The organism is Myxococcales bacterium (assembly GCA_016717005.1).
Taxonomy (GTDB): Bacteria; Myxococcota_A; Polyangia; order Haliangiales; family Haliangiaceae; genus UBA2376.
Map to the genome: position 1 here is coordinate 591,852 of JADJUF010000007.1, position 26,993 is coordinate 618,844.

Sequence of the window (26,993 nt, forward strand, 5' to 3'; positions counted from 1 at the left end):
GGATCAGTCCTTCTCGCTCGCGGTCCACAGGCGGCCCTGGGCGAGCCCGAACAGCGCCCGGCGACAGGCCGGGCAAACCTCCTGGTAGTGACTGGCGCCGCCGGCGGTGGTCTCGTAGCGGAACCCGAGCTCGCGCTCGACGGCGATCAGATCGCGGATCAGCTTCGCGGACGCGAACGGCTGGTCGCAGCGCTTGCACCGCGCCTGCTCGGTGCGCGCACCCTCGTCCTTGTAGAACTCGACGCCGAGCTGGGCCGGCCGCTGGAAGATGTGGAAGAACTTTCCAAACGGGAGCCACAGCATCGTCACGATCACCGTGACGGCATGCAGGATCGCGATGAAGTCGTACGCGTAGCCGCGCAGCCACGTGTAGCTGACCGTCAGCATCAACCCAGAAATGCTGATCGCGGCGAGCAGCATGAGCGGCAGGATGTCTTCGCCGAATTGCTGCACCGCCTGTGCCCCGCGATCGCGCATGCGCCGACGGAACGCGAGCATGACGCCGCCAAGCACGAGAAACGATGCCCAGACCAGGCCGTGGAACACCACGAACGCGAGCACCGAATCGACGGGAAAGTCGCCCGCCGCGAAGCCGAAGATGTACGTGCGGTAGGTGTCGAGGTGCCCGGGCACGGTCTCGAAGTGAATCCAGCCCCAGACGAGCGGAAACGTGATCGCGGCGGCGAGCAGGCAGCCCCACATCAGGAGCATGTGGGTGAGCCCGCGCATGCGCGCCCGGCGGAAGATGAAGCGATTGAGCGCGACCTCATCGACCAGTCGACGCAGGAGGCGGGCGAAGTTCCCCAGCAGGCGGCGCGGGGCGAGGAACGCTCGCCAGCCCTGGCGCCAGTACATGCGCGTCGGCGGGCGCTGGAGCCACATCGAGTAGCGGTAGGTGATCCCGAAGGTCGCGAACAGCGTCGCGAAGGTGTACCCGACCAGCGCCGCGTCGAAGTGCGCCAGGTTGCGCGAGCCGACCACGATCGACACCCCCAGGACGGCCGTGAAGACCGTCGCCCAGACGCTCGCACGAACAGCGTAGGACGTCACGACCGAGCCTCCCTCTGCGACTCCCGACTTTCCAGCTCAACTGTCACGAATCCCCTCCACTCAGTCGCACAGATCCGCGCTTTTTGCCATGTCGAACGTCAAGACGCCCTCACCCGCGGCGCCAGCGAGCTCAAGAGATCGCTGCGCGTGACGATTCCGATCGCGCGGGTCGTGTCGATCGGGTCGACGATCACGATCCGGCCGACCCCAGCCGCGGCCATGCGGTCCGCGGCGATGCGCGCGCTCTCCTTCGGCAGCGCCACGACCGGCGGACGAGCGAGCAGCGTGGCCACCCGCGTGTCACCCTCCGCGACGGCGAGCTCGGCGCGGGTGATGACGCCGAGCAATCGGACACCGTCGAGCACCGGGAACGCCTGGTGATGCGGGCCGAGACCAGCGAGCGCGACGGCCGCCGACTCGTTCGCGTCGACGGTACACAACGCTCTCGACGCGAGCTCGGCGAGGCGCACGTGCGCGAGCCGGTCCACCGCGTAGTCCGCGGCGACCTCCAGCCCGCGTCGCGCGAGCTTCTCCGTCATGATCGTCGTCCTCATCATCAGACACGACACGAAGTACGCCGACGTCACGCCGGTGACGACCGCGACCGCCGAGCCGAGCTGATGCGTCGACTCGATCGCGAACGCGATCGAGGCGAGCAGCGCGCGCGATGCGCCCGCGAACATCGCCGCCATCCCGACGAGCGCACCGACGCGGGGATCGAGGCCGAGTCCAGGTGCGACCGCCGCGGCGCCGGCCACGAGCAGCCAGCCGAGCCCGCTCCCGAGGGTGAGCAACGGCGCAAGCGTGCCGCCTGCCGTGCCGCTGCCAAGTGCGATCGCCCACGACACGAACTTTGCAGCGCACAAGACCGCGATCGTGGCGGCCGTCATCCGACCACCGAGCGCCGCCTCGATATTGTCGTAGCCCACGCCGAGCGTGCGTGGCACCACGAGGCCAACGGCGCCCACGACGACCGCGCCGAGGGCTGGCCACCACATCCAGTGAACCGGCAGGCGCTCGAAGAGATCCTCGATCAGGTAGACGGCGCGTGTCACGTACGTCGAGACCGCGCCGATCGCGATGCCGGCCAGCGCCGCGACCACGATCGCCGCACCGTCCGGCGCCCCGAGGTCCGGCATCGCGAAGCACGCCGCGCCGCCGTGGATCCACAGGCGCAGCCCCCGGCCGCGGCCGTCGCGAGTGCGACGGGCACGACCGATCGTGCGCGGTACTCGAACAGCAGGAGCTCGATCGCGATCAAGACCGCCGCGACCGGTGTGCCGAAGATCGCGGTCATGCCGGCCGCCGCGCCGGCGGCCAGGAGCGTCTTGCGCTCGGCCGTCGTGACATGAATGAGCTGCCCGAGCGCCGAGCCGAGCGCGCCGCCCGTCGCGATGATCGGGCCCTCGGCGCCGAACGGGCCACCCGTGCCGATCGCGATCGCCGACGAGACCGGTTTCAGGAACGTGACCTTCATCGGGATGCGGCTCTCGTTGGTGAGGATCTGCTCCATCGCCTCGGGAATGCCGTGCCCGCGGATCGCACGTGAGCCATAGCGCGCCATCAGTCCCACGACGATCCCGCCGACGACCGGCACGACCACGCCGCCGACTCCGAGGTGGTTCCCCGCCGGTGACGCGGCGTCCAGCGATACGCGCCCGTAGTATACGAGGTTCGTGATCAGGGCGATCGCGCGCACGAGGACCTCGGCGACGCCCGTCGCAGCGACCGCCAGCGCGATCGCGAGCCCGGCGATCCACGCGTCACGGCTGTCCATCACCGCAGGCGGGCCACCGACGTGGTCGCGCGCGAGCGTGGCCGCCAGCGATGGCGCGACCAGCAGCCCGGGCGTCCGGGCCGGGTGAGGCTGGTCAGCGGACACGCGCGAACCTCGACGCAACCGCCTCGTTGCGCGACCCCGGTCGGCCCGCCCTGTGGTCGCCATCGTTGCAAAGATCGTCTATTTAGGTGGGACCCCACATATCACACCGGCCGAATCTTGTGGGCGCCCATGGATGCGATCCGCGCCTGCGGCTAACCTCCGACGGAGTTCGATGACGCTGACCGACACCGAGCCGGCCGCCGTGATGGTCGCGTTGCGACGGATCGTCCGGCACCTGCGCCTCGCCGATCGCCAGATCGAAGCGGCGTCGGGCGTGTCGGCCGCCCAGCTATTCGTGCTCCACACGCTCGTCGATTCGGGTCCGCTGTCCCTCGCGGAGGTGGCCGAGCGCAGCCTGACAGATCACAGCTCCGTATCGACGGTCGTCTCCCGGTTGGTCAAGCGTGGGCTGGTGTCCCGGAGAACCTCGCCGTCCGATCGTCGGCGCCTCGACCTGCGCATCACCGCCGCGGGGCGCCAGGTCATCGCGACCGCGCCGCCGATGCCCCAGCCGCGGATCATCACGGCGATCCGCACGATGCCTGCCGCACGCCGCGCCGAGATGGTGTCCATGCTGGAGTGCCTCGCTGCCGCCATGGGCGCCGACGAGGTCGCGCCGCGCATGCTGTTCGAAGACGAGCAACCAGTGCCGGGCGCACTGAACGAGCGGCCTCGTCATGGAGCAAGGAGCCCCGCGGCGCGCGCGTCGAACCCCGCCGGCCCATCGTCGAGGAACGTGCGCACTCGGCGCAGCTAGAGCCAGCTTGACTCATCCTGGAGGCGGACAGCCGCTCGCGGGTGCGCGACATCCACGCCGGCGATGGCCACGGCAAGGGCGTCACGGGTCGCGCCGTGCTCGCTTCATCGCGGGCCCCTGCCGCCCGCGTACGATCGGTGATGGGGATGTTGTCCGTGTCGGGGATGCTGCTGTCGCACTTGTAGTCGGTCATCGAGAACTCCTGTCTGCCCAAGGCAGCACCGGGGTCCACACGCGCCAACTGCTGGCGCGCGGGACCCGCTGCGGTCCACCCACCCCTGTCTGAGACTCCCGGCCAGCTTCCCTCGCTCGACCCACCGAGGTCACACTGACCGCGATGTCGTGCGCGTCGATCGATCGGCGCGCAGTCGTCACGAATGCTCGCCGCTCACCTCCTCTCCTTCGGCGTCCGCTCGGTGCGGATCGCCTCGGGCCGCGCCGACTGGCTCGGGCCGTCCGTCGAGATCGGCCGTTGAACCGTCCCCGGCTCGCGCGCCATCGCGATGGGCGCTGTGTCCGCGCCCGCGTCCTGGTGCGCGAGGCGCTCGAGCAGCGCGCGGATGCTGTCGCAGATGGGCACGGCGGCAGCGAGCAGCGCCGGGGCGTCGGCGCGGTGGAACACCATCACCTCGCCCGCGCTGTGCGCCAGCTCGGCTACGCCGGCGAGGTCTCCGACCTGGGCCACCGTCATGCGGACGTCCGGCAGCGCACAGCCTGGGTGCGTGCGCGCCAGCGCCTCCAGGCGCAAGCGGTCGGCCATCACGGCGCGCGCGACCGCGCGGAGGTGCGCCGGGAACACGGCACGGTGTGGGGCCCACGGCTGCTTGCCCGCGATCACCTGGTGCGCCGCATGCCGCACGACCCGAGGCGGCTCGAGGCCCAGGCCCAGGCTCCCGACGACCAGCGCGAAGCCCTCGGCGTACGCCAGCAGCCCAAGCACCTCGGTCACGGTCGTCTGTCGCAGCGCGATGCGCGCGATCGTCGGGGTCATCACGCGGACCACCAGCCCACCCACCACACGCCGACGTTCGCCGCGCCCGCGAGCTCGCCCATCACCGCCCCTCCGGTCCGCGGCGCCGGCGCTGACGTACCAGGACACCGACGCGTTCGAGCGCCTCGCTCAGCGTCGTCGAATCGACCGCGAGCACGCGCGCCGCGGCGCTGACGTTGCCGCCCGCGCCCAGGTAGGCGCCCAGGCGCGGCGCCGTGCGCCGCAGGTCGAGCTGATTGTCGGGCCACGCGAACCGGACCATCGCCTCCTGGCGATCGACGGGTAGCTCGGCGAACCGGTGCACGCTGCCCAGCTCGACGAGCAGCGCGTCGAGGAGCGCTGGCACGTCGCTGGGCCGGGCGCTGATCGGCGGCACCTGGATCTCCTCCAGGCGACGCGCGCGCTCCGCCAGCGAGCCGAGCGCGCTCTCGAGCGTCGGCGCCGCGACGATGGCCCGCGCCCGCGCGCGGGGGCCAAACAAGGCCGTGACCAGGTGCGCGCTCGCGTGCTTGCCGCGCAGGGGGCGCAGATCCACGAACATCGATCCGGCCTCGACCCGGGCGAGCGCCGCCGCGACCCCGGTCCGCGTCATCAGCGCGTCGAGCACGACGAACGGCTGGTCGCGGCGTGGCGACGCGCGGTGCAGCGCCGCGGCGAGCAGCTCGGGCTCGCTACCCTGCGGGCCGGTCACGAGCAGCGGCGGTTGCTCGCGCTGCGCCACGTCGACCAGGGCCTGGTCGATCACGGCGTGCGCGTCGTAGCCGAGCGCCCGCTGCAACGCGACGCGCAGCGCGACGAGGTGATCATCGAGCGCCAGCAGCTCAGTCGCGCCCACGGTGAAGCGCTCGCCCGCGAGCAGCGGCGCGCGCTCCTCGCGACGTCCGCCGAAGTACGTCCCGTTCTGCGAGTGGTTGGTCACCACCAGCCAGTTGCCGTCGCGCTCCAGCCGAGCGTGCAACCGCGAGACGTACTGGTGCGGGAGACTCAGATCGATCTGGGTCGGGATCCCAGAGCCGAGGGTGAACGCGAACCGCGTGCGGTCGAGATGAAAGGTCAGCTCGTCGCCGAACACCTTGATCTGGGTCACCGCATCGGACGGCGGGAGCGGCCCCGCCTCGACGCGCGCGAGCGGGTCGGTCGACTGGTTCAGGTTGGTCCGGTCACTGGCAGGTGCCATGGTGCCTACTCATACGATGCGATGCCCGTCCGCCTACCCGGTTGTGGGGTCACTGCGGACATTCCGCGATCCACCCCCGAACTCTGCCATCCATCTAGAATCGCGGACAAATTCAAGGCTACTTCAGTTAGGGGGTCAAGTCCGGATTTTCATCACTTGCCCCCGAATGCAGGTTTTTGAGTTCCATCGGCGGCGCCGCTGGGATAAGCGTAAGAGGAGTCGATGAATCCGATGGAGCCTAGGGTGGCGGGGCCGGCGGCAGCGGCGGCGACGATCGGCCCGTACGAGATCGTCCGCAAGCTGGGCGCCGGCGGCATGGGCCAGGTGTTCCTGGCGCGGCACGCGGTGCTCGGGCGCGAGGTCGTGGTCAAGCAGATCCTGCCGGCGCTGGCGACGTACCCGGCGGCGGTCGCGCGGTTCATCGTCGAAGCCCAGGCCGCGGCTCGCCTCGCGCATCGCCATGTCGTCGTCATCCACGACTGCCAGACCGACGCGCACGGCGTTCCGTACCTCGTGCTCGAGTACCTGCGCGGGTGCTCGGTCGCCGAGTGGCTGGAGCGATGGCAGCGGCGCGCCGCGTCCGGCGCGCCCAAGCCAGTGTCTCCGGGCCTCGTGCTGGTGGTGCTCGCCCAGGCCGCCGCCGGGATCGCCCACGCCCACGCCCACGGGATCATCCATCGCGACATCAAGCCCGACAACCTGTTCCTGACGGCCGCGCCCGCCGAGGACGCAGCCCGGCTCGCCGCGGCCGGTCTGCGGACCGACCTCCACATCAAGGTTCTCGACTTCGGCATCGCCAAGCTCGCCGAGGGGCTCGGGGCCGGCACCGGCACAGGACTCGCGGTCGGCACCCCGGCGTACATGAGCCCGGAGCAGCTCAAGGACGCCAAGCACATCGACCTCCGCGCCGACATCTACAGCCTCGGCGTCGTCGCGTACCAGCTGCTCACTGGCGGAACCCTGCCCTGGGGCGACAGCTCGCCCGTGACCATCTACGAGCGCCAGAGCCTCGAGCCCGCGCCCGATCCGCGCGTTGGCGCGCCTGACCTCCCGCGCGAGCTGTCCGACGTCGTGCGCCGGTCGATGGCGCGGCAGCTCGACGCGCGCTGGGCCACGATCGGCGACTTCATCCGCGCGTTCGCGGCCGCGACGCCCGCCGCGGACGGACTGCCCGACGGGATGCGGATCCTGGCGGCGTACGCCCCCGAGCTGCTCACCGCGTCCCCGGCGCCGGCGCCGCTCGCCGGCCCCGCGACCGACGCGCTCCCACCGGGTGTCATCGCCGCCGCCGCCATGCCCACGACCCTCGGCAGCAGCGCGCACCCACGCGCCCTGGTTCCTCCCGGCCGGCCACGGCGCGGGCTGATCGTCGCGCTCGGCGCCGCAACGGTCGCGGGTGTGGTCGTTGCGATCGTGCTCGCATCGAGCGGCGGCACAACGCCGCCCTCGGGCGCCGCCCAGGCCGCCGCGGGCACCGCGGTCGATGGCGGCGTCGAGACGGACGCGTCGGCGCTCGACGCCGCGACCCTCGCACCGCCGCCCGTCGATGCCGCCACGCCGATCGATGCCGGCCCGGCCGCGGACGCCGCGCCTCGTCGACGAACCACGTCACCACCTCCGCGCGACGGCGCCGGCAGCGGTTCGACCCGCGGATATCGCGACGTCTTGAAGCCTTAGGAACGTCATGCGCCCAGTCACCCTCGCCACGCTCGCGCTCGCCGTCGTCCTCGCCGCGATCACCGCCCGGCCCGCAGCCGCGCAGAAGTCGTGCGACTTCCTGGTGCCACCGTCGGGCGGCGCGTTCGAGATCGCGGTGCATCCGGCCTACCTCACGAGCCTGCAGTTCCCGAACAAGCTCACCAGCGCCAACACGAGCGACCTGGCCGAGTACGAGATCCGCAAGGACGGGGACACCGGCCTGCTCATCCGCCCCAAGGCCGCGTCGGTGCCGCCGGCCAACATCAACGCGCAGAGCGGACCGATCCGCGTCAGCGTCGGCCTGCGCACCGTCGCCGACGCCAAGGACGCGTGCGCCCTCGTGACCTTCACCGCCACCACCGAGGAGGAAGCCCGCCAGCGCGCGATCGACGAGGCCGTCGCCGCCCAGACTGCCGCGCTCAAGGCCGAGGTCGCCGCGGTCAAGCGCGACATCGCCGCGCAGGTCCGAGCCCAGCTCGACGCCGCCATCGCCGACCGCGCGATGGCGCGGCTCGACCTCGCGCGCCTGACCGCGGTCGAGCGCAACGACGACGGGGTCGTGGTGTGGGCCCTGCGCGCGGTCTACCTCGGCAGCGCGCTGCTGGTGAACGTCGAGATCGAGAACCGCTCGGGGGCGACCTTCCGTGTCGCCGGGCTCGAGCTGCGCGACGGCGCCAAGAACCTCGCGACCGCGGCGCGCCTCGCCACTGGCGCCAGCGCCGGCATCGTCGGTACGGTCGCCTCGGGCGCCAAGGTCCGCGGCGTGGTCGTGGTGCGCGACGCCAGTCAGCTCACCGGCAAGGACCTGGTCCTGGTGGTGCGCACGCCCGACGGCAAGGGCCAGATCACCGTGCGCAAGCTGGGACTCCGGTAGTGCGTCGACGCGTCGTCATCACGCTCGTGCTCGGCGCGCTGGCGCCGGTGACGGGGCGCGCCGCGCGTGCCGATCGCTTCGAGGCCTCGCTCGCGGGCGCGGCCCACGGCGGGGTCGCGCGGGTCGGGGAGACCGGCGCGTCGACGACCAGCGTCCCCACGATCGGCGCGACCGCACGCGCGACCTACGCCTGGCGCAACGCCCTGGCCTGGGACCTCCAGCTCGGCGCCGCGCTCACCCAGCCGGCCACGTTCGCCGACGCCGAGATGGACGTGAACGGTCGCCCCGAGCGCGGCGCGGTCACCCGGCGCACGATCACGACCGCCGCGCAGCTCGGCGCCGAGCTGCGCCTGGGCGCGCGCACCGTCCCCACCCTGCGCCTCGGCCTCGGCCCGCAGCTGCGCTACCGCACCGCGTCCGATCTGGGCTCGTTCCCCGACGCCGTGCCCGCCGCGCTCGGCGTCGACGCCGTCGTCTCGGTCGGGCTCGGGATCGATCTGCGCCTCGATCGCCACCGCGTGATCGGCGTCGCGCTCCAGCTCGACCACGCCCAGCCGCTCGGCGACGCCCCGGCCCTCGACGTGATCGCGCTCAACGTCCGCGTCGCGCACTTCTGGTATCCCCGCTGGGGAGCGCCGTCGTGGTGACCGCTCGGCGGTCATTGACCGCGCCCCCGATCCTCGCTACCGCTCGCGCTGGAGGTCGTCTGATGGTGTGTGCCCGCCTCGCGTTCGCCCCCTGTGTCGCCGCGCTCGCGCTGGCCGCCGCGGCGTGCGTCGGCGACGACGGCCCCGGCCCCGACGGGCCCAGCGGCACCGTCGGCGGACGCGTGCTCATGACCCTCGACGGCCCGCTCATCGGCGCCCAGGTGGCGATCGATCACCTCGAGTACCGCGGCGCCACCCCGGTCGTGCGCTCGCACATCGGCGACCGCACCACCGACGCCGCCGGCCACTTCGAGATCCCCACCGGCACCGCGTCGGGCTACTTCTTGATCACCACCCGCGGCGGCGAGTTCACCGACTACGCCACCGGCGCCCGCATCGTCCTCGACCCGACCGACGCGCTGACCGCGCTGCTCTACACCGACTCGCTCGAGGAGCTCACCACCGGCCTGGTCACGCCGATCACCCACCTCGCGCACCGGATGGTCGTCGCGCGCACCACCGCCGGCACCGACCCCACGCTGGTCGACTCGCACGCCCTGGTCAACGACCACCTCGATCACCACTTCGGCGACGTGCCCTGGGAGCGCATCGCCCCCGCCGATCTCGGCACCGCCCAGCCCAGCCCCACGGCCGAGGTCCGCGCCGCGTTCGTCCTGGCCGCGTGGTCGCTGGTCGCGCGCGACATCGCCGCCGCCGCCGGGGCCTCGGCCCAGGAGATCAACCCGTACACCCTCGCGATCGATCTGGGTCGCGACCTCGCGATGGGCCCGTTCGACGGCGACGACGGCAACGCCCGCGCCAGCGGCTCGGGCATCCAGCTCGGCGCGTGCCCCGCCATCGACCCGACCTGCATCCCGACCGGCGCGTGCGACCTCGGCGCCTGCCGCTCGCCCTGCGACGCCTACGCCGGCACGCCGCGCACCACCCTGGCCGCCGCGGTCACCTACCTGATCAACGACAACGGCCCCGACGGTCGCAACCAGACCGGGCTCGCGGTCGCCGACGCGCTCTCGGTCGCCCGCGCCATCGCCAGCAACACCGATCCGATCTTGTTCGGCGACGCCTGCATCGACGAGCTCGACCGCCTGGCCCCGCGCCTCACCTGGGGCGCGACGCCCACCGACGGCGCGATCGTCCGCGGCTCGGTCACCTCGCCCGTCCGCGCCCACGACAACGTCGACGCCGCGCCGGTCGTCACCTGGGCCGACATGCTCCCCGACAGCGACGGCGCGCCCGACAGCGCCGCCACCACCATCGACACCACCCTGGCCGCCGATCGCGAGTACACGGTCACCGCCACCGCCCGCGACACCGCCGGCAACGCGGTCACCGAGTCACGCCGCGCCAGCGCCGACAACACCCCGCCGGTCCTCACCGTCGCCAGCGCCGGCTTCACGCCGGTCGGCTCGACCTGGTGGACCACCCAGGCCGCTCCTCACCTGACCGGCACGGTCGCCGACGATCACGGCCCGATCACCATCGAGGCCCGCATCCTCGGCGCGCTGATCGCCACCACCACCGCCACCGCGGGCGCCTGGGAGCTCGTGCTCCCCGCCGGCAGCGTCGCCGCGTCGGGCAGCACCGTCGTCGTGCGCGCCGTCGACGCGCCCGGCAACGCCACCACCGACACCCCCGCGACCTCGCCGTTCCTGCGCGTCGACACCGACGGCCCCACGGTCGTGTCGGTGCCGACCACGTTCTACAACGAGAGCGCCGACACGCTGGCCTTCGGCATGGGCGACGTGCCCACGCACGCGCACAACCCCGGCGCGGCCGTGACCCTCGGCGGGCCGACGACCTCGTGCGCGGTCGTCTCGAAGTACGCCTACCTGACCGCGACCAACCCCGCCGGCAACGAGACCCTGTCGAGCCAGCCCTACGTCAACGCGCTGGCCTTCCGCGTCACAGCCAGCGACGCCGGCATCGGGCTCGACCCCGCGACCTTCCGCTACGCCGTCACCTCGCCCAGCGGCGTGGTCGCCGGCCCGTTCGCGCTCACCGCCACGCCGGTCCCCGGCTCGCCCGGCACCTTCGACGCCACCGCCGTGCTCCACCGCGAGGCCATCCCTGCGATCGGCACGCCCGGCGCCGTCGAGGAGAGCACCGGCACCGGCCCCACGCGCACCCGCTTCACCATCGCCATCGAGGCCCGCGACCAGCTCGGCCAGGTCGGCACCGTCGCGCCGTGCCTCGACTACAGTCCGCTCGGGCCGCCGCTCCGGGTCGTGACCGGCACGCCCCGCGTTGCGGTCGCCAGCGGCTCGGTCTCCACGCTCGCCGACACGTACGCGCTCCCCACCGGTCCGACCTCGCTGCTGCTCAGCAACGCCGCCGTCGCCGGCATCCTCGAGGTCTGGGTCAAGAACCCCACGCCCGACCCCGCGTACATCACCGTCACCGCGCCGCCGCCCCCCGCCGCCACGTATTCCAAGCGCATCACGACCTACCTCAAGCTCGGCTCGCTGGTCACCAGCACCTCGCCCACGTGCAACCTCGAGCCCGACTGGGGCCCGCCGCTGCCCGGCCAGCCCGCGCTCTGCTACGGCGACGATCCCGCGCCCCAGGCCGACCTGATCGTGTCGACCACCGCGATCACCGGCTGGACGCCCAGCATCGCGTTCTACGAGGTGACCAGCATCAACGTCACCGGCCAACGCTTCTCGGGCTGCACCGGGTGCCAGACCAACGAGTTCGAGGTGCCCCTGGCAGCCGCCGCGCCATCGTCGTCGGCGCCCAGGGCATCACCGACCTCCGACCCGATGTCGCCGGGCCCTACAGCGAGATCGACGGCGACTTCACCGGCGCCATCGCCACCGGCGCGCCCACCGTGCAGCGCTGCGAGAACTGGGTCCTCGAGGGCACCGCGGTCAGCCCCCGGCAGCGGTGCACCCAGAAGCGGAATCTGATCCAGCACCGGACGCTGCAGCAGGCGACGGTGACGCTGAACCAGAGTGGCGTCGCCGGGATCTCAATGGAGTGGTCGGTCGCTGCGGGCCCCACCTTGTCGACGGCGGGCAGTACAACACCAGGCATGCCGCCCGTGCGGTGGCTTGCGAACTACAGCTGGAACAGCGCGGAGAACTAGAATGAAATCGATCCTCCTCCTCACCGCCGGCACCATCGTTGGCGTCACGATCGTCGTGGCCTGCAGCGACGACTCGCCTGGCGACGCCGATGCCGCCGTGTGCGACTGCCCCGCAGCCGAAGCGCCGATCACGGCAAGCCGCGTCCACCGTGTGGACGGCGACGGCACGGCCGGCGTCAACGGTGTGACGTTCGTGGCGGCGGTCTGCCCAGTCGGCGAGTTGTTCCTCTCGGGCAGCTGCTACATCGACGTGGACAACACCGCCCGCGAAGTCTTCGTCCAAACAGCCGGCGCGACCCCCGCGGCCGCTGATCAAGAGGCGCGCGCCTGGGAATGCCACTTCCAGAACGACTCGCTCACGGCGACCGCCACGGTGCGTGCGCAAGCGCTGTGTCTCCGGCCGCTGCAATGAGAGCCGCCGTCGCCTCGACGATCGCGCTGGCGCTCGCTGGCTGCGCGGAGTCGAGGTCGCCCTGGGCCCGCAAGATGCCCGAGGCCGAGCGGGAAGCATGGCCGACCCAGTGCGGAATACCCGACTCGGAGATCAAACGCAGCGACGGCACCACCGCCTCCGCAAACAAGCCCTACCGCCTGATCGGCGGCACGCAGCCTCGCGAGCCGCCGGAACCGCCGCGGCGTTTGCTGGATGCTCGCTGACCTGGGACCGCGGCCACGACCCGGATCTGGCATGTCAACGTCGACCTCTTCGCGGGCGTCAACGGACGCATCTCGCGTGGCAAGGTCGCGCCGTACCTGGACCTCATCCTGCGAGAACTCCGTCCCTTCGATGCGTGGGCCGTCCGCCTCATCGCCAGCGGCCCCGAGAGCACCGACGTGCAAGTGGGAGCCCTCAGGGTCTCCGGTGGCTTTGTCGAAGAGGACAACGAGGTCGCTCCTCCCCGGAGATGCCAGGCCGAGCGCGAGGCCTGGCCAACACGTCGATCCGCCGAGCGCGCGCAGCGAGGAAGGCGCAACCGACGAAGGGCGTCCGGCAGCCGAGGTTGAGGATGGACTCGGCAGGGATCCCACAGGCGCGAAGCGACCTGAAGGCTTCGCTCGGTCCGCGGCGATGCGACGCTCCGCGACATCTTCGTTGCGTACTCGGCGGGCACGCCCGCCTGCCACGTCGCCGCACCTCGTCCTCGGGCAAGACGCGATGCGGGCCGTGCGGGTCGAGATCAACCCCATTCAAGCCAGGTGAACACTTGGGCTGTTTCACCGCCTGGGGGGAAGTCCGGATTCCCAGCACCTGCCCCCTAATTGGGAAGGGCGTCCGTGCGCCTCGCGTAACACGGGGACAATGAGTGATCGTGCACGACGTCCGCCAGGCAGTGACCACGAGCCCGAGATTCAACCAGCCACGACGACCGCGCGCTCGCGGCGCGCTGGTGGAGGTCTGACGACGCGGTCAATTCCGCCGCGACCCACCGGAGGTCTCCCGCAGCCGGCGCCGCAGGCCGCGGTCCAGCATCGAGACATCGACCCGAGCCGCGCGGTGGCGCAGACGAGCCAGCGGCGCAGCGATTCATTCACGCTCATCGAGGGCCTCGACTGGGACCGCGATGTCATCGGCCGCGTCCCGCCTGGGGATCCTGCGCTGCTCCAGGCCAAGAGCCCCGGCGATCTCGACCCAACGACGGTGCAGGCGCACGCCACGGCCGGCGTGTCGGGTCCTGCTCAGGCGCTGCCGCACCAGTCCGCCATCCAGGCGGCCTTCGGTCACCACGACGTCCGCAGCATCCGCGCGCACGTCGGGGGCGCGGCGGCAGACGCCAGCGCCGCCATCGGCGCCCAGGCGTACGCGACCGGCGACGCGGTCGCGTTCCACTCGTCGCCGGACCTGCACCTCGCCGCCCACGAGGCCGCGCACGTCGTGCAGCAGCGAGCCGGCGTCCAGCTCAAGGGTGGCGTCGGCCAGACCGGCGACCGCTACGAGCAGCACGCCGACGCCGTCGCCGATCGCGTGGTCGCCGGGCGCTCCGCGGTGGACCTGCTCGACCAGCTCGCGCCACACGGCACGCGCCAGGCCGCGGTCCCCGATGAGCTCGCGCCACACGGCACCGGCCAGGCAGCGGTCCAGCGCAAGGGCCGCGGAGATGCGGCCGGCCCGCCCCCGACCGCCGCGCTCGTCGCCGACGGCGCCAGCGAAGCGCGAGTCCACGCCGCGCACGCCGCCATCGAGGTCACCAAGGCTCGGATCCCGCCGATCATGGCCAAGGCCGAGTCCGCCGCGACCACCAGCGCCGCCGCCCGCGCCAACCTGATCGCCGTCGCCTGGGCCATGTTCGAGCCGCTCCAGGCGTTCGCCCAGGCGGCCACCGAGACCGACCCCGCCGTGGTCGCCGCGGTCGCGCGCGCCCGGCCCGACGTCATCGACGCGCTCAACGAGGTCGCGCGCGCTTCGCTCGTCATCGATCGCGGCGAGCGCTTCCAGACCGGCGCCCTCGGCCTGTTCGGCGCCGGCGGCGCGGCGGTCAGCCCCAGCAACGCAGCCGAACTGCGGTCGGTGCTGGCCACCCTCGCCACCGCAGGCCGCGCTCTCGACTGGCGCGCGCCCACGAGCATCGAGGCAGCGGACACCGCCCGCCACGACCACGAGCCCTGTCCCATCGGCGCCTCGCCTGTACACCCCGAGGAGTGCCCGTACACCGACGCCAAGCGCGCGGAGCTACGCGGTCAGCTGGTCACTCAGGGCATTCACCTCGTCGACCTCTTCGACAGGGCGTGTGACGTCCAGAAAGACGCGCTCGAGCCGCTGCTCAAGGCCAGCGCCGAGGCCCGCAGGGCGACGCTCGACGTATTCCAATCGTCCATCAAGGTCGGCATCGGCCTGTACGCCCCCGGGCTCAACAAGGTCGTCGGGCTTGTGATCGACCAGGCCATCGGCCAGGCCAAGGCGGCGCTCGCCAAGGTCGCCCTCGACCCGTCGCCCGCCGCCAAGACCATCACGATGCTCAAGCGCCTGGTCTCGGAGCTCCGGGCGCAGATGCGCGAGCTGGACCGGGTCGCCATGTCGGTCGCCGACGAGCAGCTCACCCTGCTCATCGACGGCTTGCGCAGCATCTCCGAGGACACTGTCAAGGCGCGCGTCAAGGACTTCGTCGACCGCTACCGCGCCCAGATCGAGCCCATCGGCAGCCCCCTCGAGCACCGCGACAGCGCGTACCAGATGAGGCCCGAGCGCGGCGAAGGCATCGGCGCCCGCATCCGCATCAACGGCAAGCCCCGCGCCGCCCTCGTGAACCACATCGTCGAGCACAACCCCATCGCCCGGATCTCCGGCGGCAAGCCCAACCGGCGCGAGACCTTCCGCTTCGTCCGCTGGCTCGACGACGACATGGCCACCATGGCCGGCCCCCTCGAAGACCTCGACGCCACCCAGGTCACCGGCCTCCCCCTCGCCGACCTCATGCGCCTGGAGACGCCATGACTCGCCCCGCCGACCTCATGCGCCTGGAGACGCCATGACTCGCCGGCCCCATGCGCCTGGAGACGCCATGACTCGCCCCCCCGGCCCCATGCTTTGCCGAGCCGAAGCGGCGGCGTGGCTGGATCATGTTCGGTCGACGACGAGCGATCGTGCTCGTCCGTTCGGCTGAATCTCGAACGAGTAGGCCTCGACTCGGTCGTTTCGAGCGCCTCGCCTCACCACGAGCAACCTAGATCCGTCGGTCCGCACGTGAACAATCCCGTACGCGATGCGTTCGCGCGCGTAGAAGGTGCCCCGGGTGGCGTTCGGTACCCAGCCGCTCGAGTCTTCGATGGCGTAGAACGCGCGCCCCGCCCACCGATCGAAGGCAGACAGGTTCGTGACGAAGACGACCGGCTCGGCGCCACGATCAGCGCGCCCAAGAAGGCCGAGCAGATTCGCGCGCGGGTGCAAGTAGTCGCGGCGGGCGTCCTCGTCGCCGGCGGAGATCACGGAAACCAGCGGTTCGACCGCACGGATGAAGTCCCGGCTGACGTCGTCGGAGCCGTGGTGCGGCACCTTGAGCACGTCGGCGCGAAGGGACCGCGAGCCCGCCACATGCTCCTGCACGAGCGTCCGCTCGGCGGCCGCGTGGATGTCCCCCGTGAGCAGGGTCCGCACGTTCCCATAGGTCATCATTAGGACGACGGAATGACCGTTGATCGTGCGGGCGGCGGACAACCCCTCCGCGTCATCGCCGCCGAGCATCTCGAGACGCGGCTCACCGTTGCTCGCGGCAACGGTCCTGGGGCCGAGGACATCGACGCTCACGTCGAGGAACGCGAAGGGGTTGCCGCCGCCAAACTCGACCCGAGAGATCTGAACTGCTCGACGGGCCGCGAGCTCTGTGAGCGCCGCCTGCCAGCGGACGAAGTGCTTATTGGCGCCGAGTACCGTCCTCGGATCCTCGACGGCTGGGACCAGGACGCGTCCGCCTTCCTTCAGCGGTGGCCCCAGGCGCTCGAGCTCAGGATCGATGCCGGTCGCTTGACGAGGCCGTTGTGGAACACGCGATCGGTCTCGATGCGGATTCGCTTCTCCGGGCGGGGCTCGTTGGCAGCCTCGACCAAACGGCTCAAGCCCGAGAAGTGGTCGGCGTCGCCGTGCGTGACGACGATCGCGTCGAAGACGACGGTGCCTCCGCCAAACCTCCTGGCCAGGTAGCGCGCCGCGAGCTGGTTCTCCCCGCCGTCAATCAGGACCTTGCGCCGCTCGGGCGTGGTGATGAGGCACGCGTCGCCCTGCCCGACGTCGATGAACGCGAGTTCGAGCAGCCCCGTCGACCGAACCTTCAAGCGACGCACCCAGCCGCTGCGCCCAACCCCGAGCCCAACCTGCGTCCACTCGCCCTGACGGCCCAGAATGTCGATCTCGTCGCCGCGATACAAGACGACCGTCGCCGCGCCGCCGCCGTTCGGCGCCGCACGCACGGCGGCGAGGTCGTTGTCGACGTACGACGGCACGCTAAGACACCAGCCCGGCCGCGAAACCTGGGTGAACGTACCGTCTGACGAGCAGACCCAGACCGAGATCTCCCTCTCGGCGACGATCAACATCAGCGCCGGCTCGCCGTCGCCCGCGAGTACTACGCCGAGCTCGCCGATGAGCGCCATGTCGTCCCAGCTCGGCGACGCGCCATGCTCCGGGGGTGGGAGTGCCACTCGCCCAGGTAGGTAACGATGTTCGCGGTCCGCGTCTGGACGGCCTTCCACGCAGCGGTAAGCCCGTCGGCGCCCCGGACGAACGAGGCCTCGCCCTCAACGCTGTCGGCCGGCGGCGGCAGCACGTCGACGACGTAGATCGTCCGCGCGACGTGGTCTGTGTAGCCAACGATGATGCCCCCGGTCTCCTTCGGGGTGCGCTGCGCGCGCAACTCGAGCATCCGGTCGATGACCTCGTCGTCGAGCACCACGCGCCACGAGTCGGACGTGAGGTGTGGGCGCGGTGCAAGGATGCGGTGTGTGCCGCAACGCCGCCGTCGGACGACGTGACCCAGACGCGGAGGGCGGGCTCCGGCTGCGCGCTCAGCAAGCGGAGCTGGCGCGACAAGATGCCGGCGTGAAGCTCGACCATCTCCGGCGACATCACCGTCGCCACGTCGCGGCAGCCAGCGCCGACAGCGATGTGGCCGACGTGACCGGCGAGATGCGTCGAGCCCCAGTCGACCCGGAGCACCTGGCGGTAGTACTGAGGCTCGATCAGGTGCAGCGGCAGCGTCCGCTCGCGGTCCTCCATCAGGATCACCGATGCCTGACCGCTCGGGGTCATGAACGCGGACGCCATGCGAGGGGAGTCGACGCGCGCAGATAGGTCGCGCGGAACGTCGAGCGTGGTCGACACGTCGACGATGAGCTCCGCGGCGGCGAGTGCTGCGTTGAGCGCGGGGTTGTCGGTCGCGGTCGCACTCGTCGGAATCGCGACACTCTCGACCAGCCCCGCGGAAAAGGCCCCATCGACCATCTCCTTCACCATGTCGACCTTGAACCGGCCGATCTCGTCGTAGGCGGCGCGGTGTCGCGCGAGGTTGTGCGGCTCGACGTGGTCGGGGTCCACGAAGCTCCATCGGCCCCCAGCCCTCGCGGCCCCAGATATCCGCGAGGGCGGAGCCGAGCGACCCCGCCCCGATGAGTACGCGCTTCGCTTCGGCGCCGTCACTGGGGATGCCCGCTTGCGCGCGCGCAGCCTGACGGGTCAGACCCCGCTTGCCATCCATGGGAAGCATCGGAATCGGCCTCCAGTCGTCCCCGTTGTCGGCGGCGGCGGTCGGGCTCGGCGCAGAGGGCGCGAAATAGAGGCCGTCGGAACGAAAGACGGCCCCCATCGCGTGCGCAAGAGATACGAAGCTCTTCGCGATCAAGAACGTCGCCATGTCGCGACGCTCGACGACGCCCCCGGCCCCGCGCTTGATCGAGATGTCGAGCACGAGAAGCACCTGCTGGTCCGGGAAGTCGGCGAGCCCGCCGCCAGCCACCTGCGCGAGTCGCGCGATCAGCAGATCGGCCAAGGCGACGCCCGCGCTTCCCACTGGTCGACGAGGCGGCCCAGCGTGGCGGGGACGGAGTCGACGATGCCCTGCACGCGCTCCACGGCGAGGTAGATCGGGACGTAGCGCACGAACCTCAAGTCCAGGCTGGTCGAGTGGGTCGCGACGAGCGTGCAGCGGTTCGCGCGGATGACGTCGCGGACGTCGAGCCTCGTGCCGGCCGGCTCCGTCCTGTCGCATCCGGGTGGCGGCACGAGCTCCCAGCCCAGATCGAAGTAGACCCGCTCGACGGGCTGGTCAGACGATGCAGCCGCCCCAGGGCGGTGTCCTTCAACCACCACAACGTCAGATTGAGGAAGTGCTGGGGGGTCCACGTGCGCCGCGCGGCGCTCCACGCCTCGACGGTCACGCAGAGCGACTTGGGCTCGCCGTCGCCGACGCCGTTCAGGTGAGGCACGAGGGGGAAGGTCGGGCGGAGCGCCCTCACCTCGGGCGCACCCGTCTCGTCGACCGGGATCGTGAGCGCGAGGGGCTCGCGCACGCGGATCCCGACCGCGTTGCGGTTCGGGATCTCCTGGTTCGTGCACGTCACCACGATGACGTCGCAGGGGCCCAGCGTCTGGCGCTCGAGATGTCGCAGCTCGATCAGCTCGTACGCGCGATGGGCCTGCACGGCGCCGAGCACGCGGCGGGCGCGATCGGAGCGGAGGGCATCCGCGTCCTGCGTTGGGCACGGCGAGCCCCAGTCGATCAGCTGTTCCACGGCTTCCCTGCGCGCGGCGCCGGCTTCGACGTGATGATCGCGGGCCCGGTCTTGTTCGGGTTGACGCGGGCGAGGCCCTTGTCGGTGATCACGAACTCGATCGGCTCCGGCCTGCGCGTGTTCGGCTCCTCCATCGTTACCAGGAAGAAGCCGTAGCGCTGGTAGCACTTCTTGGCCTGGACGTGCGGCGGCTGCTCGCGCTCGCGGCCCTCCTTGTCGTCGGTGATGGGCAGGCTGGAGCTGATCAGGTACGCGTCGGGCCGGCCCATCTTCAGGAGCCCGAGCACCCCTGGCTTCGGGGTGGTCTCGATGTCGCCCTTCTCGTCGCTCAGCGCCTTGTAGCTGCAGTGGTGCGGGATGCTGAACAGATCCCAGGCGAGCCGGTCCTCCCGCTTGTGATACCTGGTGATCGCGACGATGTCCTCCGAGCACGGCCCAGTCGGAGTCTCCGATCGCGAGGCAGTCGACGACACAGGCACCGACCCGGAACCGGACGTTGAAGATCAGCGCGCAGCTGTTGCGCATGTCGTCACCCCTCATCGACGTGCTTGACGAACGGCGAGTGACAGAAGAACTCGACGCCGTCGACGTCCAGCGTGAACCCAGGCAACGACCCGGCTGGCGTCAGTGATCAGTGCTTCCGCCGCCCGAATGGGATGTCCTCGTCGAGGAACCACCGCTTCAGCTGGTCGGGCTTCGAGAACACACGGATGCCCTTGCCGACGCGGAGCCGGTGACGAGCCTCGTCGCGCCAGATCACCCACTCGGCGCCCCGGTCAGCGTGCGTACCCTTCTCGAGCAGCATCGCCGCCGGCACCCAGAGCTCGTCGATCTTGACGCGGTCGCCTCCCTGGTACTTGGCAGCGTGGTCGAGGACGAAGAAGTCGGTGCTGCCGTGGATGTGGTCGGAGTCGCCGTGCGTCAGGGCGACGACGTCGAAGGACGTCTTGTTCGCGCTCTTCAACTCGTCGCGGAGCCGAGCCGCGAGGTTGATCTCCGGAATTCCAGGGGTCTCGCACTTGGCGAGGTGACGGAAGTCGAGGAGGATCCTCTTGCCGTTGTCGAGAATGATCTGGCTCGTGTCGCCGTTGCCGACCGGATAGAAGGTGATGCGGTGTTCGCGGCTGCCCGCAGGTAGGGCCTCAAGTTCGCAATCGATCCCCGAGGTGCGTCGGAAAGACTTCCGACTTTCCGTCAGGGTTTCCCAGACAGCGCCTCTTGAAGCGCCAGTGCCAGCTCCTTGATGTCGTGGTCGCCGATCTTGAGCAACGTATCAAAGGCGCACTCGCCGATCGTGACGTCGTCGCGCAGCCAGTACTCGCCGCCGTGCTCGTTGACGAGGATGTCGACCCCCTCGCCGAGCGCCGGCACGAGCGCGTCCCGAAGGACCGAGGCCTGTTTGAAGCCCTGATCGCTCTCGTAGCCTAGGTCCACCTTGTGCACCCTGGCCCCCTTGACCTTCGCAATCATCAACCGCAAAAGCAATCGGAGGTTGACGTTTGTAAGCGTCGTGGTCCCGGCGCCGATGTTCACTCGGGTGCGCGTCTTCGTTCGCTCGCCGAGGATCGAGATGACGAGCGTCGGCGCGGTTGCGAGGCGCGTTGGCGGCGTGCATTGGCTGTGCTTCAAGCGACCAACGCGCTTCGAGCGCCTCGCGCAAACGCGCTGTCACGAGCACTTCTCGAGCGGCTTCTGGAGCACGACCGGCCCATCCTTCATGACCTGAACTGCGGGTTCCGCCTCTCGCGTGGCCGCTGACGACGATGATCGGGACGCTGTGGAAGCCGCCGACGTAGTCCGGATGCCGCCGCCTGACCTCGCGGACGATGCCGCTGCCCGCTGCGACCGTTCCTCGGATCGAGTCAGGCGAGACCTTGATCTGGAGATCGAGCACGGCGAAGCAGATCGTCGTTCGGTCTAGCTCCGCGAGCGCGTCGGCGGCGTTGTCGAAGACGATAGGCTCGCCGTCGAGCGCTCGGACGATCTCGCAGAGATCCTCGGCGGTCGCCTTCTCGTCCTCGACCACGAGCACGCGATGGCGGCCGCTCACGTGCGCTCCCCGGGTCGCTGCCTCAGCAGGATCACTCGGACCTTGGTTCCTGTGCCCTTCTGGCTCTCCAAGGTGAGTGCCCCACCGTGCTCGGACTCGACAATCTTGACTGCGAGCGGGAGTCCGAATCCCGTGCCGCTCTCCTTGCTCGTCGCGAACAGCACGGTCGCATCCGCGAGCCGCTCCGCGCTCATCCCGCAGCCATGGTCCTCGATCGTGATCACGACGCGTTGCTCGTCGGCGAGCGCGGACACTTCGATGGGTGAATTCTCGACGAGCCCGTCGTACGCCTCCAGCGCGTTCGCCAGGAGGTTCGTTAGCGCCTGCACCAGCCTCGAGCGGCACACGACCGCGTGCGGCTCGTTGGTCGCGTTCAAACGGATCTCCGGCGCGCTCCGGTGCGCGTCGCGGGCGATCGCCACGCTCTCTTCGACCACTTCTCGCAGGTTCTCCGAGGCGAACGTCAGGACAGGTGGAGCGGCGTACGCGCGCATGGCGTCAAGCACCGAGCGGACCCGGTTGACCCGGTGCTTCATCTTCGTCGCTTCCTCTACCAGCACGGTCCGCGGCTCCTTCTCGTCGCCGAGACGGAGCACGAGTCGGTCGGCCGAGGTGGCGAGCGGGAGAGCAGCCGCGCGACCTCGTGGTACAGCTCGCGCGCGAACGTATGCGCGATGTGCTCGGCGGCCCGCTTGACGGCGATGCGGGCGCGCGCGCCGAATCGCGCTTCGATATCGTCCAACGTCGCGTTGATCCGGGTCCTCGTGCCTTGCCGAACGCGCTCGCGCTGCCCCCAATCGCGGCGCTCTCAGCGCAGCGGTTCTCGGCGGCCTGGCGTACGCGCGTTGTGATCGGCGGCGAGCCCTCGGGCCGAGCACGGGCGCGAACCCCGCGTGCTGCGTCTTCGCGGCCGCCGTGCCGACGCCTCGACGAACCTCCCACTTTCGGATGAGAGGCGAGCGCCACGAGCTTCTCGACAACAGCGTCCACGGCGCCGTCACCTGGCGTGACCGACGCCAGCCACGCCGTCGCTGCCGTCACGCCGTCGAGCACGGTCCTCCAATCGGTCGCGCCGAGGGCCGCGACCAGCTCGTCGATCGCGGGTTGCGTGTCAGTGCCCGTAGCGGTGCTTCCTCTGCAAGAACGCTTCGCGTCCGCCCTCCAAGATCGTCTCGATGTCGTCCTTGCACTCATCGACCGATCCGCATTTCCGGAGGCGGGCCTTCTGGCCGTCTGACTCGAGGACGAAGACGCGCTCCGCCTCGCCGAGCACCGGGATGTTCGGGTTGTGCGTCACGAAGATGACCTGCCGCGCTCCCTTTACCGCGCGCAACGCCTTCACGACGGTGTCGTAGATGAAGGCGTTGTCGAGGTTGTCCTCGGGCTGGTCGATCAGTAACGGACGCTCGCTCTGCACGAGGAGGATAGGCAGGATCGTCGTGCAGCGCTGGCCGGTCGAGAGGTTCGGCGACTCCTTGTACGTGTCGCCGTCGAGGAGTTCGATACAGGGTACGTCATCGAGGTCGACCGACTCGATGTCGTACGCCGTGCCGTCGGCTCGGAGCGTATCGAGCACGCGCCGGGTCTTCTCCTGATCGAAGCTCGTGCGTTCCGAGACGAGTCCGACGTTTCCGGCCATCGCTTCCCGCGCGAGCTCACCGGGGAGGAATGCCTGGGTCAGGCGTTCCGCGACCCCTCTGTACGGCAGCCCCTTCAGCGCTTTGGTGATGGCGTCGCGATACTGCTTAGAGTCCGCAGCCTGCGAGATCGAGACACGGATGCTCTTGAACTGGTGACTCAGGCGATCGGCGACGCCCTTGCGGGCGGCAAACCGGCGATCCCGGAACTCCGAGATCCGGTCGAGCATCTCGTTCCGCTTGCCGGCGACACCCATCCGCAGCGTTTCCTTCGCTTCGTGCAGCTTCGCCGCCGCGATCGCCTCAGCATGGTTCTTCTGCAGGCCCGCGCGCTCAGCCGCCCGTCCACCTTCCTCTTCGATCTCCGCGAGAAACTTGCGGTAGTCGGCCTCCTGCATTCCGTGGCGGTCGGTGATCGAGGTCCTGTGGAGCTCGAGTCGGGCCCGGAGCGTTCCGCCGCTCGAGACGGACTTCGTCGCCGCCGAGAGGACGAGTTCGAAAGCGCGGACGTCTGCCTCGAGCGCGGTGAGTAGATCGCTGTTGGTTCCCGACCTCATCGATGGATCGAGCTGTACCTGCAGGGTCGTCTGGAAGGCCGTCACCGCCGATGCGATGCCGCTCGTCGCCGTCTCAGCGGCGATGGCCAGCTGTTCGACGACCTTGGACTCGATGTCCCTGGCTGTCTTGCCGGCATGTGCGGCGTTGATTCTCGCCGCGTCGGTGCCGCTCGATAGCTCGAGGCCCTTGAGCCGCTCCGCGAGGATCGGCACATCCCCTGCTCGCGCTGCGAGATCCTGGATCTCGGTATCGAGCCGACGAAGTTCGCTTGTCGCCTGGTCGAGTTGGCGATGAAGCGCTTCCAGCTCGCGCGAGATATCCGAGGTGTCGTTCTCGACGAAACGATCGAGTAGCCCCAGCTGTGCCGCCGGGTTCGACGCGATGTCCTCGATCTCATTCTGACTGAATACGTCGGCGCTGAAGATCTGATCGCGGTCGAGCGAAACCTGGACCGGCGCCCCCGCTTCATTCACGACCTGAACCGCATCGGCTGCGCCGCGCTCCGCGACGTACCGCATCCCGTTCTTGGTCTTCAGCTGGACCTTCAACCGACCGCCGCCGAGGTTCGCCTTCACGAGGTTCTCGATCGCACGGTGGCGCTGGGCGTTTACCTTGGGGTCCGGCATCAACCCTAGCCCGTACCGCAAGAACTCGAGGAGCGTCGTCTTGCCGGTGCCGCGACCTCCGATGAAGCAGTTGAGCCCGTCGACGAATTCGAGCTCCTGGCCGGATAGGAATCCGCCGGTGATCTGAAGCCGGAGCACGGCGTGATGCGCCGGCGTGTTCGGTTTGATGAGCTCACAGTTCGTCCGCAACGACGTCGCCACGTCGCCATCCGGCCCTGCCGAGATGTCAACAAAGGACAGGTCGTCGCCTCACGTGTAGCGTATATGGGAGCCAGAGCTTGATCCACTCCCGTGGACACATTCCGAGAGACGGATACTGTGTCGAAGGAAACCAAGCGCGGGAGCGGACGGGTCGGCAGGGCAAGCGCCGGCAGTACACGGATGAGTTCAAGGCCGGGGCCGTGCGTCTGGTCCTGGACGAGGGCAAGAGCGTGGGCCAGGTCGCGCGCGACCTCGACCTGACGCCGTCGGCGCTGGGCGGCCGGGTCAAGCAGGCCCGGGCCGATCGCAGCAAGGGCAAGGCCGGGCTCACCACCGAGGAGCGGGCCGAGCTGGCCGCGCTCCGCAAGGATCTCCGGGTCGTGAAGATGGAGCGCGACATCCTGGGCAAGGCCTTCTTCGCGAAGGAGAACGCACGAAGTTCGCGTTCATCCTGGCGGAGAGGGCCTGCTGGCCGATCGCGGTGATGAGTACCGCCCCTGCGAACTCAGTCGCACCCCAGCCGCGCATTCGGGTTCGCCCACTCTTCGGGTTTGGGGCCGCGGGTAAAGATCCGGATGTGGGCGCTGCCCTTTGTTGTCGGTGAACTTGCGGTCGTTGATGCCGACCCAGATGACGCCGGCAAAGGGGCTGACGACGCGGACACACGGCTGGACAGGGAGGACGACCAGCTTGCCTTGCTGGCCCACCAGGGCGACGGTCGAGCCGTGGGCCGTGCGGGGAAAGAGCGGCAGGTTGTAGTCCTGGAGACGGCCGTCGCTGAAGCCCGCGGGCCCGAGCTCTTTGTCGTTGTACGTGCCGATCTGCCAGGTGCCCGAGGCTTCGATGCGGACGATGTCGCCGGCGTTGACCGTGATGCCCCTGGCGGTCTCGCCGCCCGCGCTGGCCGCGAGGTCGAACTCGATCTTGCGGAGGCGGCCGTCGTGCGGCGTCGCGGAGACCTCGAGCAGGCTCAGCGGCGGGGCAGCGAGCGAGGCGAGCTCGCCGGTCGTCGCCATGGTGATGAGCTGGTCGCGGGAAAGGCGGACCGAGCCGATCTCCTCACCGCCCAGGGCGCCGTCGTCGTCGTCCAGGACGGCGAGCACCAGGCCCTGGGCCGGGATGGACTCGTCAGGGATGACGAACGAGTAGTTGAACTGGTGGGCCCGGCGGTCCGGCGCGACGTAGCTCGTGTAGACCACCGGCCCGCTGCGGAGTTCGACCCGCAGGTCGGGCTCGCGCGGGTCGGTCTGGCGCTGCTTACCGCTGCCCAGCAGGTTGCAGGCGAGGCCGGCGATGGCGACCTCAGGTTGCACGACCGCGACGGCGCCGGCCACGTCGGCGCAGAGCTTCTTGTAGCTAGTCTCGGCGATGGGGCCGTCCCACTCGCGGCCGTCGGTGGCGACCCGGACCCGCTCGACCCGGAGCACGATCCGCTTGGGCATCTGCGGCGGCGGCGGCGGTGGCGGCTCCGCGGGGACGTTGGTGGCGGCGGCGCCAGCGGTGGCGGCGGCTGTGCGGGGCGAGGAGGCCTCGCTGCCCCCGCTCATGACCACGACCAGCAGCGCGCCCACGGCGACGGCGATGACCGCGCCAACGATGAAGTAGCGGCGCCGGGCGCCGGGGGCGGATATCAGCCTCGGGGATGTCGACTCGGCCGTCGTCGCGGCGGGCCGAGACGACGCGCCCGCGGGCTGCGCGCCGGTCGCGAGTTGGTCAACGTCGACCTTCACACCACGCGGGACACGCGGCGATCGGCGCCACCGTCCGGCGATCAGCGCCGCAGCGCGGACAGAAAATCATCTCTCACCCCACCTCGCACCGTACTCCGCGTCGCACGAAGACGTCTATCACCCCGATTGGGTCATGGTCGGGGTGTCTTGGGGTAGCGATGGCGCGCGAGATTTGCCGGAAGCGAACGCAATCCGGAGTGGAGAGATCTTCTCTCCCGTTTCTCGCCGTGAGCTAGCGAACCTGTCAGCGGCCTCGGCTAGGGTGACGGCGACATGGAGCTGACGTCCCCGACGGTGGTGGGGTGGGCGAGATGAGGATCTCCGTTTCAGCGCGGGTCCTCACGATGCCGACGGTGTGCGTCTGTTGCGGCAACCCGGCGAACCAGTCGGTGCGCGCCACCTCGACCCGGATCGAAGGGAAGCGGGTGGTGCGGACCAAGACGTCGGCGTGGGAGTTCCCGCACTGCGCGTCGTGTGCAGCGCACGACAATGAGTGGCCCGCGGTCTCGGGTGGCGCGCTGGTCTGGCTGACGATCCTGACGATCGGCATCTATCTCTACCTCTACATCAAGCGGCGGCGGCGGGCGCTGGGCATGCACGGTAGCGTGCGCGCCGCCGCGGTCGGCAGTCCGGTACATCGGGTGGTCCGGATCGGTCCACCACTTCGATTTCCACGCACCTCGGTTCGTGCGCGAGTTCCTGATCGCAAACAAGTCCAAGATCGTAGAGGCCGAGCCGCGCGCGCTTGGGCTGCTCGAGGCGCCACAGCCCCCTGCTCCTGCTTGGGCGCCTCA

The 26,993-nt window shown here is 70.3% G+C and carries 20 protein-coding genes and 2 pseudogenes; 9 read left to right on the plus strand and 13 right to left on the minus strand.

Annotated elements, in window-relative coordinates; translation table 11 throughout:
• Nucleotides 1-3: 3 nt before the first annotated feature.
• Nucleotides 4-1,050, minus strand: coding sequence for an MFS transporter (locus IPL61_09420; GenBank protein MBK9031539.1), 1,047 nt, complete (start codon nt 1,048-1,050; stop codon nt 4-6).
• Nucleotides 1,051-1,148: 98 nt separating this feature from the next.
• Nucleotides 1,149-2,827: pseudogene (locus tag IPL61_09425) on the minus strand (chloride channel protein).
• Between the two features lie 277 nt (nt 2,828-3,104).
• Here IPL61_09425 and IPL61_09430 point away from each other — a divergent pair.
• A complete protein-coding gene (locus IPL61_09430; GenBank protein ID MBK9031540.1) occupies nt 3,105-3,689 on the plus strand; it encodes a MarR family transcriptional regulator in 585 nt (194 codons plus the stop codon).
• Nucleotides 3,690-4,077: 388 nt separating this feature from the next.
• Here IPL61_09430 and IPL61_09435 read toward each other — a convergent pair whose 3' ends face one another.
• Entirely contained in the window at nt 4,078-4,692 is a 615-nt protein-coding gene (locus IPL61_09435) for a hypothetical protein (GenBank protein MBK9031541.1), read from the minus strand.
• 49 nt (nt 4,693-4,741) lie between these two features.
• On the minus strand, nt 4,742-5,857 hold the full coding sequence (locus tag IPL61_09440; GenBank protein MBK9031542.1) for an FHA domain-containing protein: 1,116 nt from the start codon (nt 5,855-5,857) through the stop codon (nt 4,742-4,744).
• 231 nt (nt 5,858-6,088) lie between these two features.
• On the opposite strand from IPL61_09440, the gene IPL61_09445 reads away from it, so the two are divergent.
• The 6 genes from IPL61_09445 to IPL61_09470 all read left to right on the plus strand — a co-directional run bounded on the left by IPL61_09445 (nt 6,089) and on the right by IPL61_09470 (nt 15,612).
• Nucleotides 6,089-7,534: a serine/threonine protein kinase gene (locus tag IPL61_09445; protein ID MBK9031543.1), complete on the plus strand. Its 1,446-nt coding sequence runs from the start codon at nt 6,089-6,091 to the stop codon at nt 7,532-7,534.
• A gap of 7 nt (nt 7,535-7,541) precedes the next feature.
• A complete protein-coding gene (locus tag IPL61_09450) occupies nt 7,542-8,429 on the plus strand; it encodes a DUF2381 family protein (GenBank protein MBK9031544.1) in 888 nt (295 codons plus the stop codon).
• Nucleotides 8,429-9,076 (plus strand): hypothetical protein, encoded by a 648-nt coding sequence (locus tag IPL61_09455; GenBank protein ID MBK9031545.1) that lies wholly within the window; start codon nt 8,429-8,431, stop codon nt 9,074-9,076. The genes IPL61_09450 and IPL61_09455 overlap by 1 nt, the downstream gene beginning before the upstream one ends.
• 62 nt (nt 9,077-9,138) lie before the next feature.
• On the plus strand, nt 9,139-12,003 hold the full coding sequence (locus tag IPL61_09460) for a hypothetical protein (GenBank protein ID MBK9031546.1): 2,865 nt from the start codon (nt 9,139-9,141) through the stop codon (nt 12,001-12,003).
• Between the two features lie 180 nt (nt 12,004-12,183).
• The gene (locus IPL61_09465; protein ID MBK9031547.1) at nt 12,184-12,594 is read left to right on the plus strand and encodes a hypothetical protein; all 411 of its coding nucleotides are present in this window, start codon (nt 12,184-12,186) and stop codon (nt 12,592-12,594) included.
• 888 nt (nt 12,595-13,482) lie between these two features.
• Nucleotides 13,483-15,612: a DUF4157 domain-containing protein gene (locus IPL61_09470; GenBank protein MBK9031548.1), complete on the plus strand. Its 2,130-nt coding sequence runs from the start codon at nt 13,483-13,485 to the stop codon at nt 15,610-15,612.
• 123 nt (nt 15,613-15,735) lie between these two features.
• Here the strand turns inward: IPL61_09470 and IPL61_09475 are convergent, their stop codons facing one another.
• The 3 genes from IPL61_09475 to IPL61_09485 form a co-directional block, all read right to left on the minus strand.
• Entirely contained in the window at nt 15,736-16,422 is a 687-nt protein-coding gene (locus IPL61_09475) for a hypothetical protein (GenBank protein MBK9031549.1), read from the minus strand.
• A 170-nt stretch (nt 16,423-16,592) separates the two neighbouring features.
• Nucleotides 16,593-17,264, minus strand: coding sequence for an MBL fold metallo-hydrolase (locus tag IPL61_09480; protein ID MBK9031550.1), 672 nt, complete (start codon nt 17,262-17,264; stop codon nt 16,593-16,595).
• On the minus strand, nt 17,237-17,563 hold the full coding sequence (locus tag IPL61_09485) for a Mov34/MPN/PAD-1 family protein (GenBank protein MBK9031551.1): 327 nt from the start codon (nt 17,561-17,563) through the stop codon (nt 17,237-17,239). Before IPL61_09485 ends, IPL61_09480 begins: the two co-directional genes overlap by 28 nt.
• 912 nt (nt 17,564-18,475) lie before the next feature.
• On the opposite strand from IPL61_09485, the gene IPL61_09490 reads away from it, so the two are divergent.
• Complete coding sequence (locus IPL61_09490; protein MBK9031552.1) at nt 18,476-18,748, plus strand: hypothetical protein; 273 nt, start codon at nt 18,476-18,478, stop codon at nt 18,746-18,748.
• 22 nt (nt 18,749-18,770) lie between these two features.
• Here the strand turns inward: IPL61_09490 and IPL61_09495 are convergent, their stop codons facing one another.
• From IPL61_09495 to IPL61_09515, 5 genes and pseudogenes are all read right to left on the minus strand, one after another.
• Entirely contained in the window at nt 18,771-19,397 is a 627-nt protein-coding gene (locus tag IPL61_09495) for a hypothetical protein (GenBank protein MBK9031553.1), read from the minus strand.
• A pseudogene (locus IPL61_09500) lies at nt 19,385-20,556 on the minus strand (hypothetical protein). The gene IPL61_09495 and the pseudogene IPL61_09500 overlap by 13 nt, the downstream one beginning before the upstream one ends.
• Nucleotides 20,557-20,591: 35 nt before the next feature.
• Nucleotides 20,592-21,026, minus strand: coding sequence for a hypothetical protein (locus tag IPL61_09505; protein ID MBK9031554.1), 435 nt, complete (start codon nt 21,024-21,026; stop codon nt 20,592-20,594).
• Nucleotides 21,027-21,443: 417 nt separating this feature from the next.
• Complete coding sequence (locus tag IPL61_09510; protein ID MBK9031555.1) at nt 21,444-22,043, minus strand: sensor histidine kinase; 600 nt, start codon at nt 22,041-22,043, stop codon at nt 21,444-21,446.
• Between the two features lie 515 nt (nt 22,044-22,558).
• Complete coding sequence (locus IPL61_09515; protein ID MBK9031556.1) at nt 22,559-24,469, minus strand: AAA family ATPase; 1,911 nt, start codon at nt 24,467-24,469, stop codon at nt 22,559-22,561.
• 200 nt (nt 24,470-24,669) lie between these two features.
• On the opposite strand from IPL61_09515, the gene IPL61_09520 reads away from it, so the two are divergent.
• Nucleotides 24,670-24,954, plus strand: a complete 285-nt coding sequence (locus IPL61_09520; GenBank protein ID MBK9031557.1) for a transposase — start codon at nt 24,670-24,672, stop codon at nt 24,952-24,954.
• On the opposite strand, the gene IPL61_09525 is transcribed toward IPL61_09520, so the two are convergent.
• Nucleotides 24,916-26,199, minus strand: coding sequence for a hypothetical protein (locus IPL61_09525; GenBank protein ID MBK9031558.1), 1,284 nt, complete (start codon nt 26,197-26,199; stop codon nt 24,916-24,918). The genes IPL61_09520 and IPL61_09525 overlap by 39 nt on opposite strands.
• Nucleotides 26,200-26,993 lie beyond the last annotated feature (794 nt).

Coding starts and splice junctions, on each gene's coding strand:
- IPL61_09430 (MBK9031540.1), top strand. CDS start 3,105: ATGACGCTGACCGACACCGAGCCGGCCGCCGTGATGGTCGCGTTGCGA.
- IPL61_09440 (MBK9031542.1), bottom strand. CDS start 5,857: ATGGCACCTGCCAGTGACCGGACCAACCTGAACCAGTCGACCGACCCG.
- IPL61_09470 (MBK9031548.1), top strand. CDS start 13,483: ATGAGTGATCGTGCACGACGTCCGCCAGGCAGTGACCACGAGCCCGAG.
- IPL61_09450 (MBK9031544.1), top strand. CDS start 7,542: ATGCGCCCAGTCACCCTCGCCACGCTCGCGCTCGCCGTCGTCCTCGCC.
- IPL61_09445 (MBK9031543.1), top strand. CDS start 6,089: ATGGAGCCTAGGGTGGCGGGGCCGGCGGCAGCGGCGGCGACGATCGGC.
- IPL61_09460 (MBK9031546.1), top strand. CDS start 9,139: ATGGTGTGTGCCCGCCTCGCGTTCGCCCCCTGTGTCGCCGCGCTCGCG.
- IPL61_09465 (MBK9031547.1), top strand. CDS start 12,184: ATGAAATCGATCCTCCTCCTCACCGCCGGCACCATCGTTGGCGTCACG.
- IPL61_09480 (MBK9031550.1), bottom strand. CDS start 17,264: ATGGCGCTCATCGGCGAGCTCGGCGTAGTACTCGCGGGCGACGGCGAG.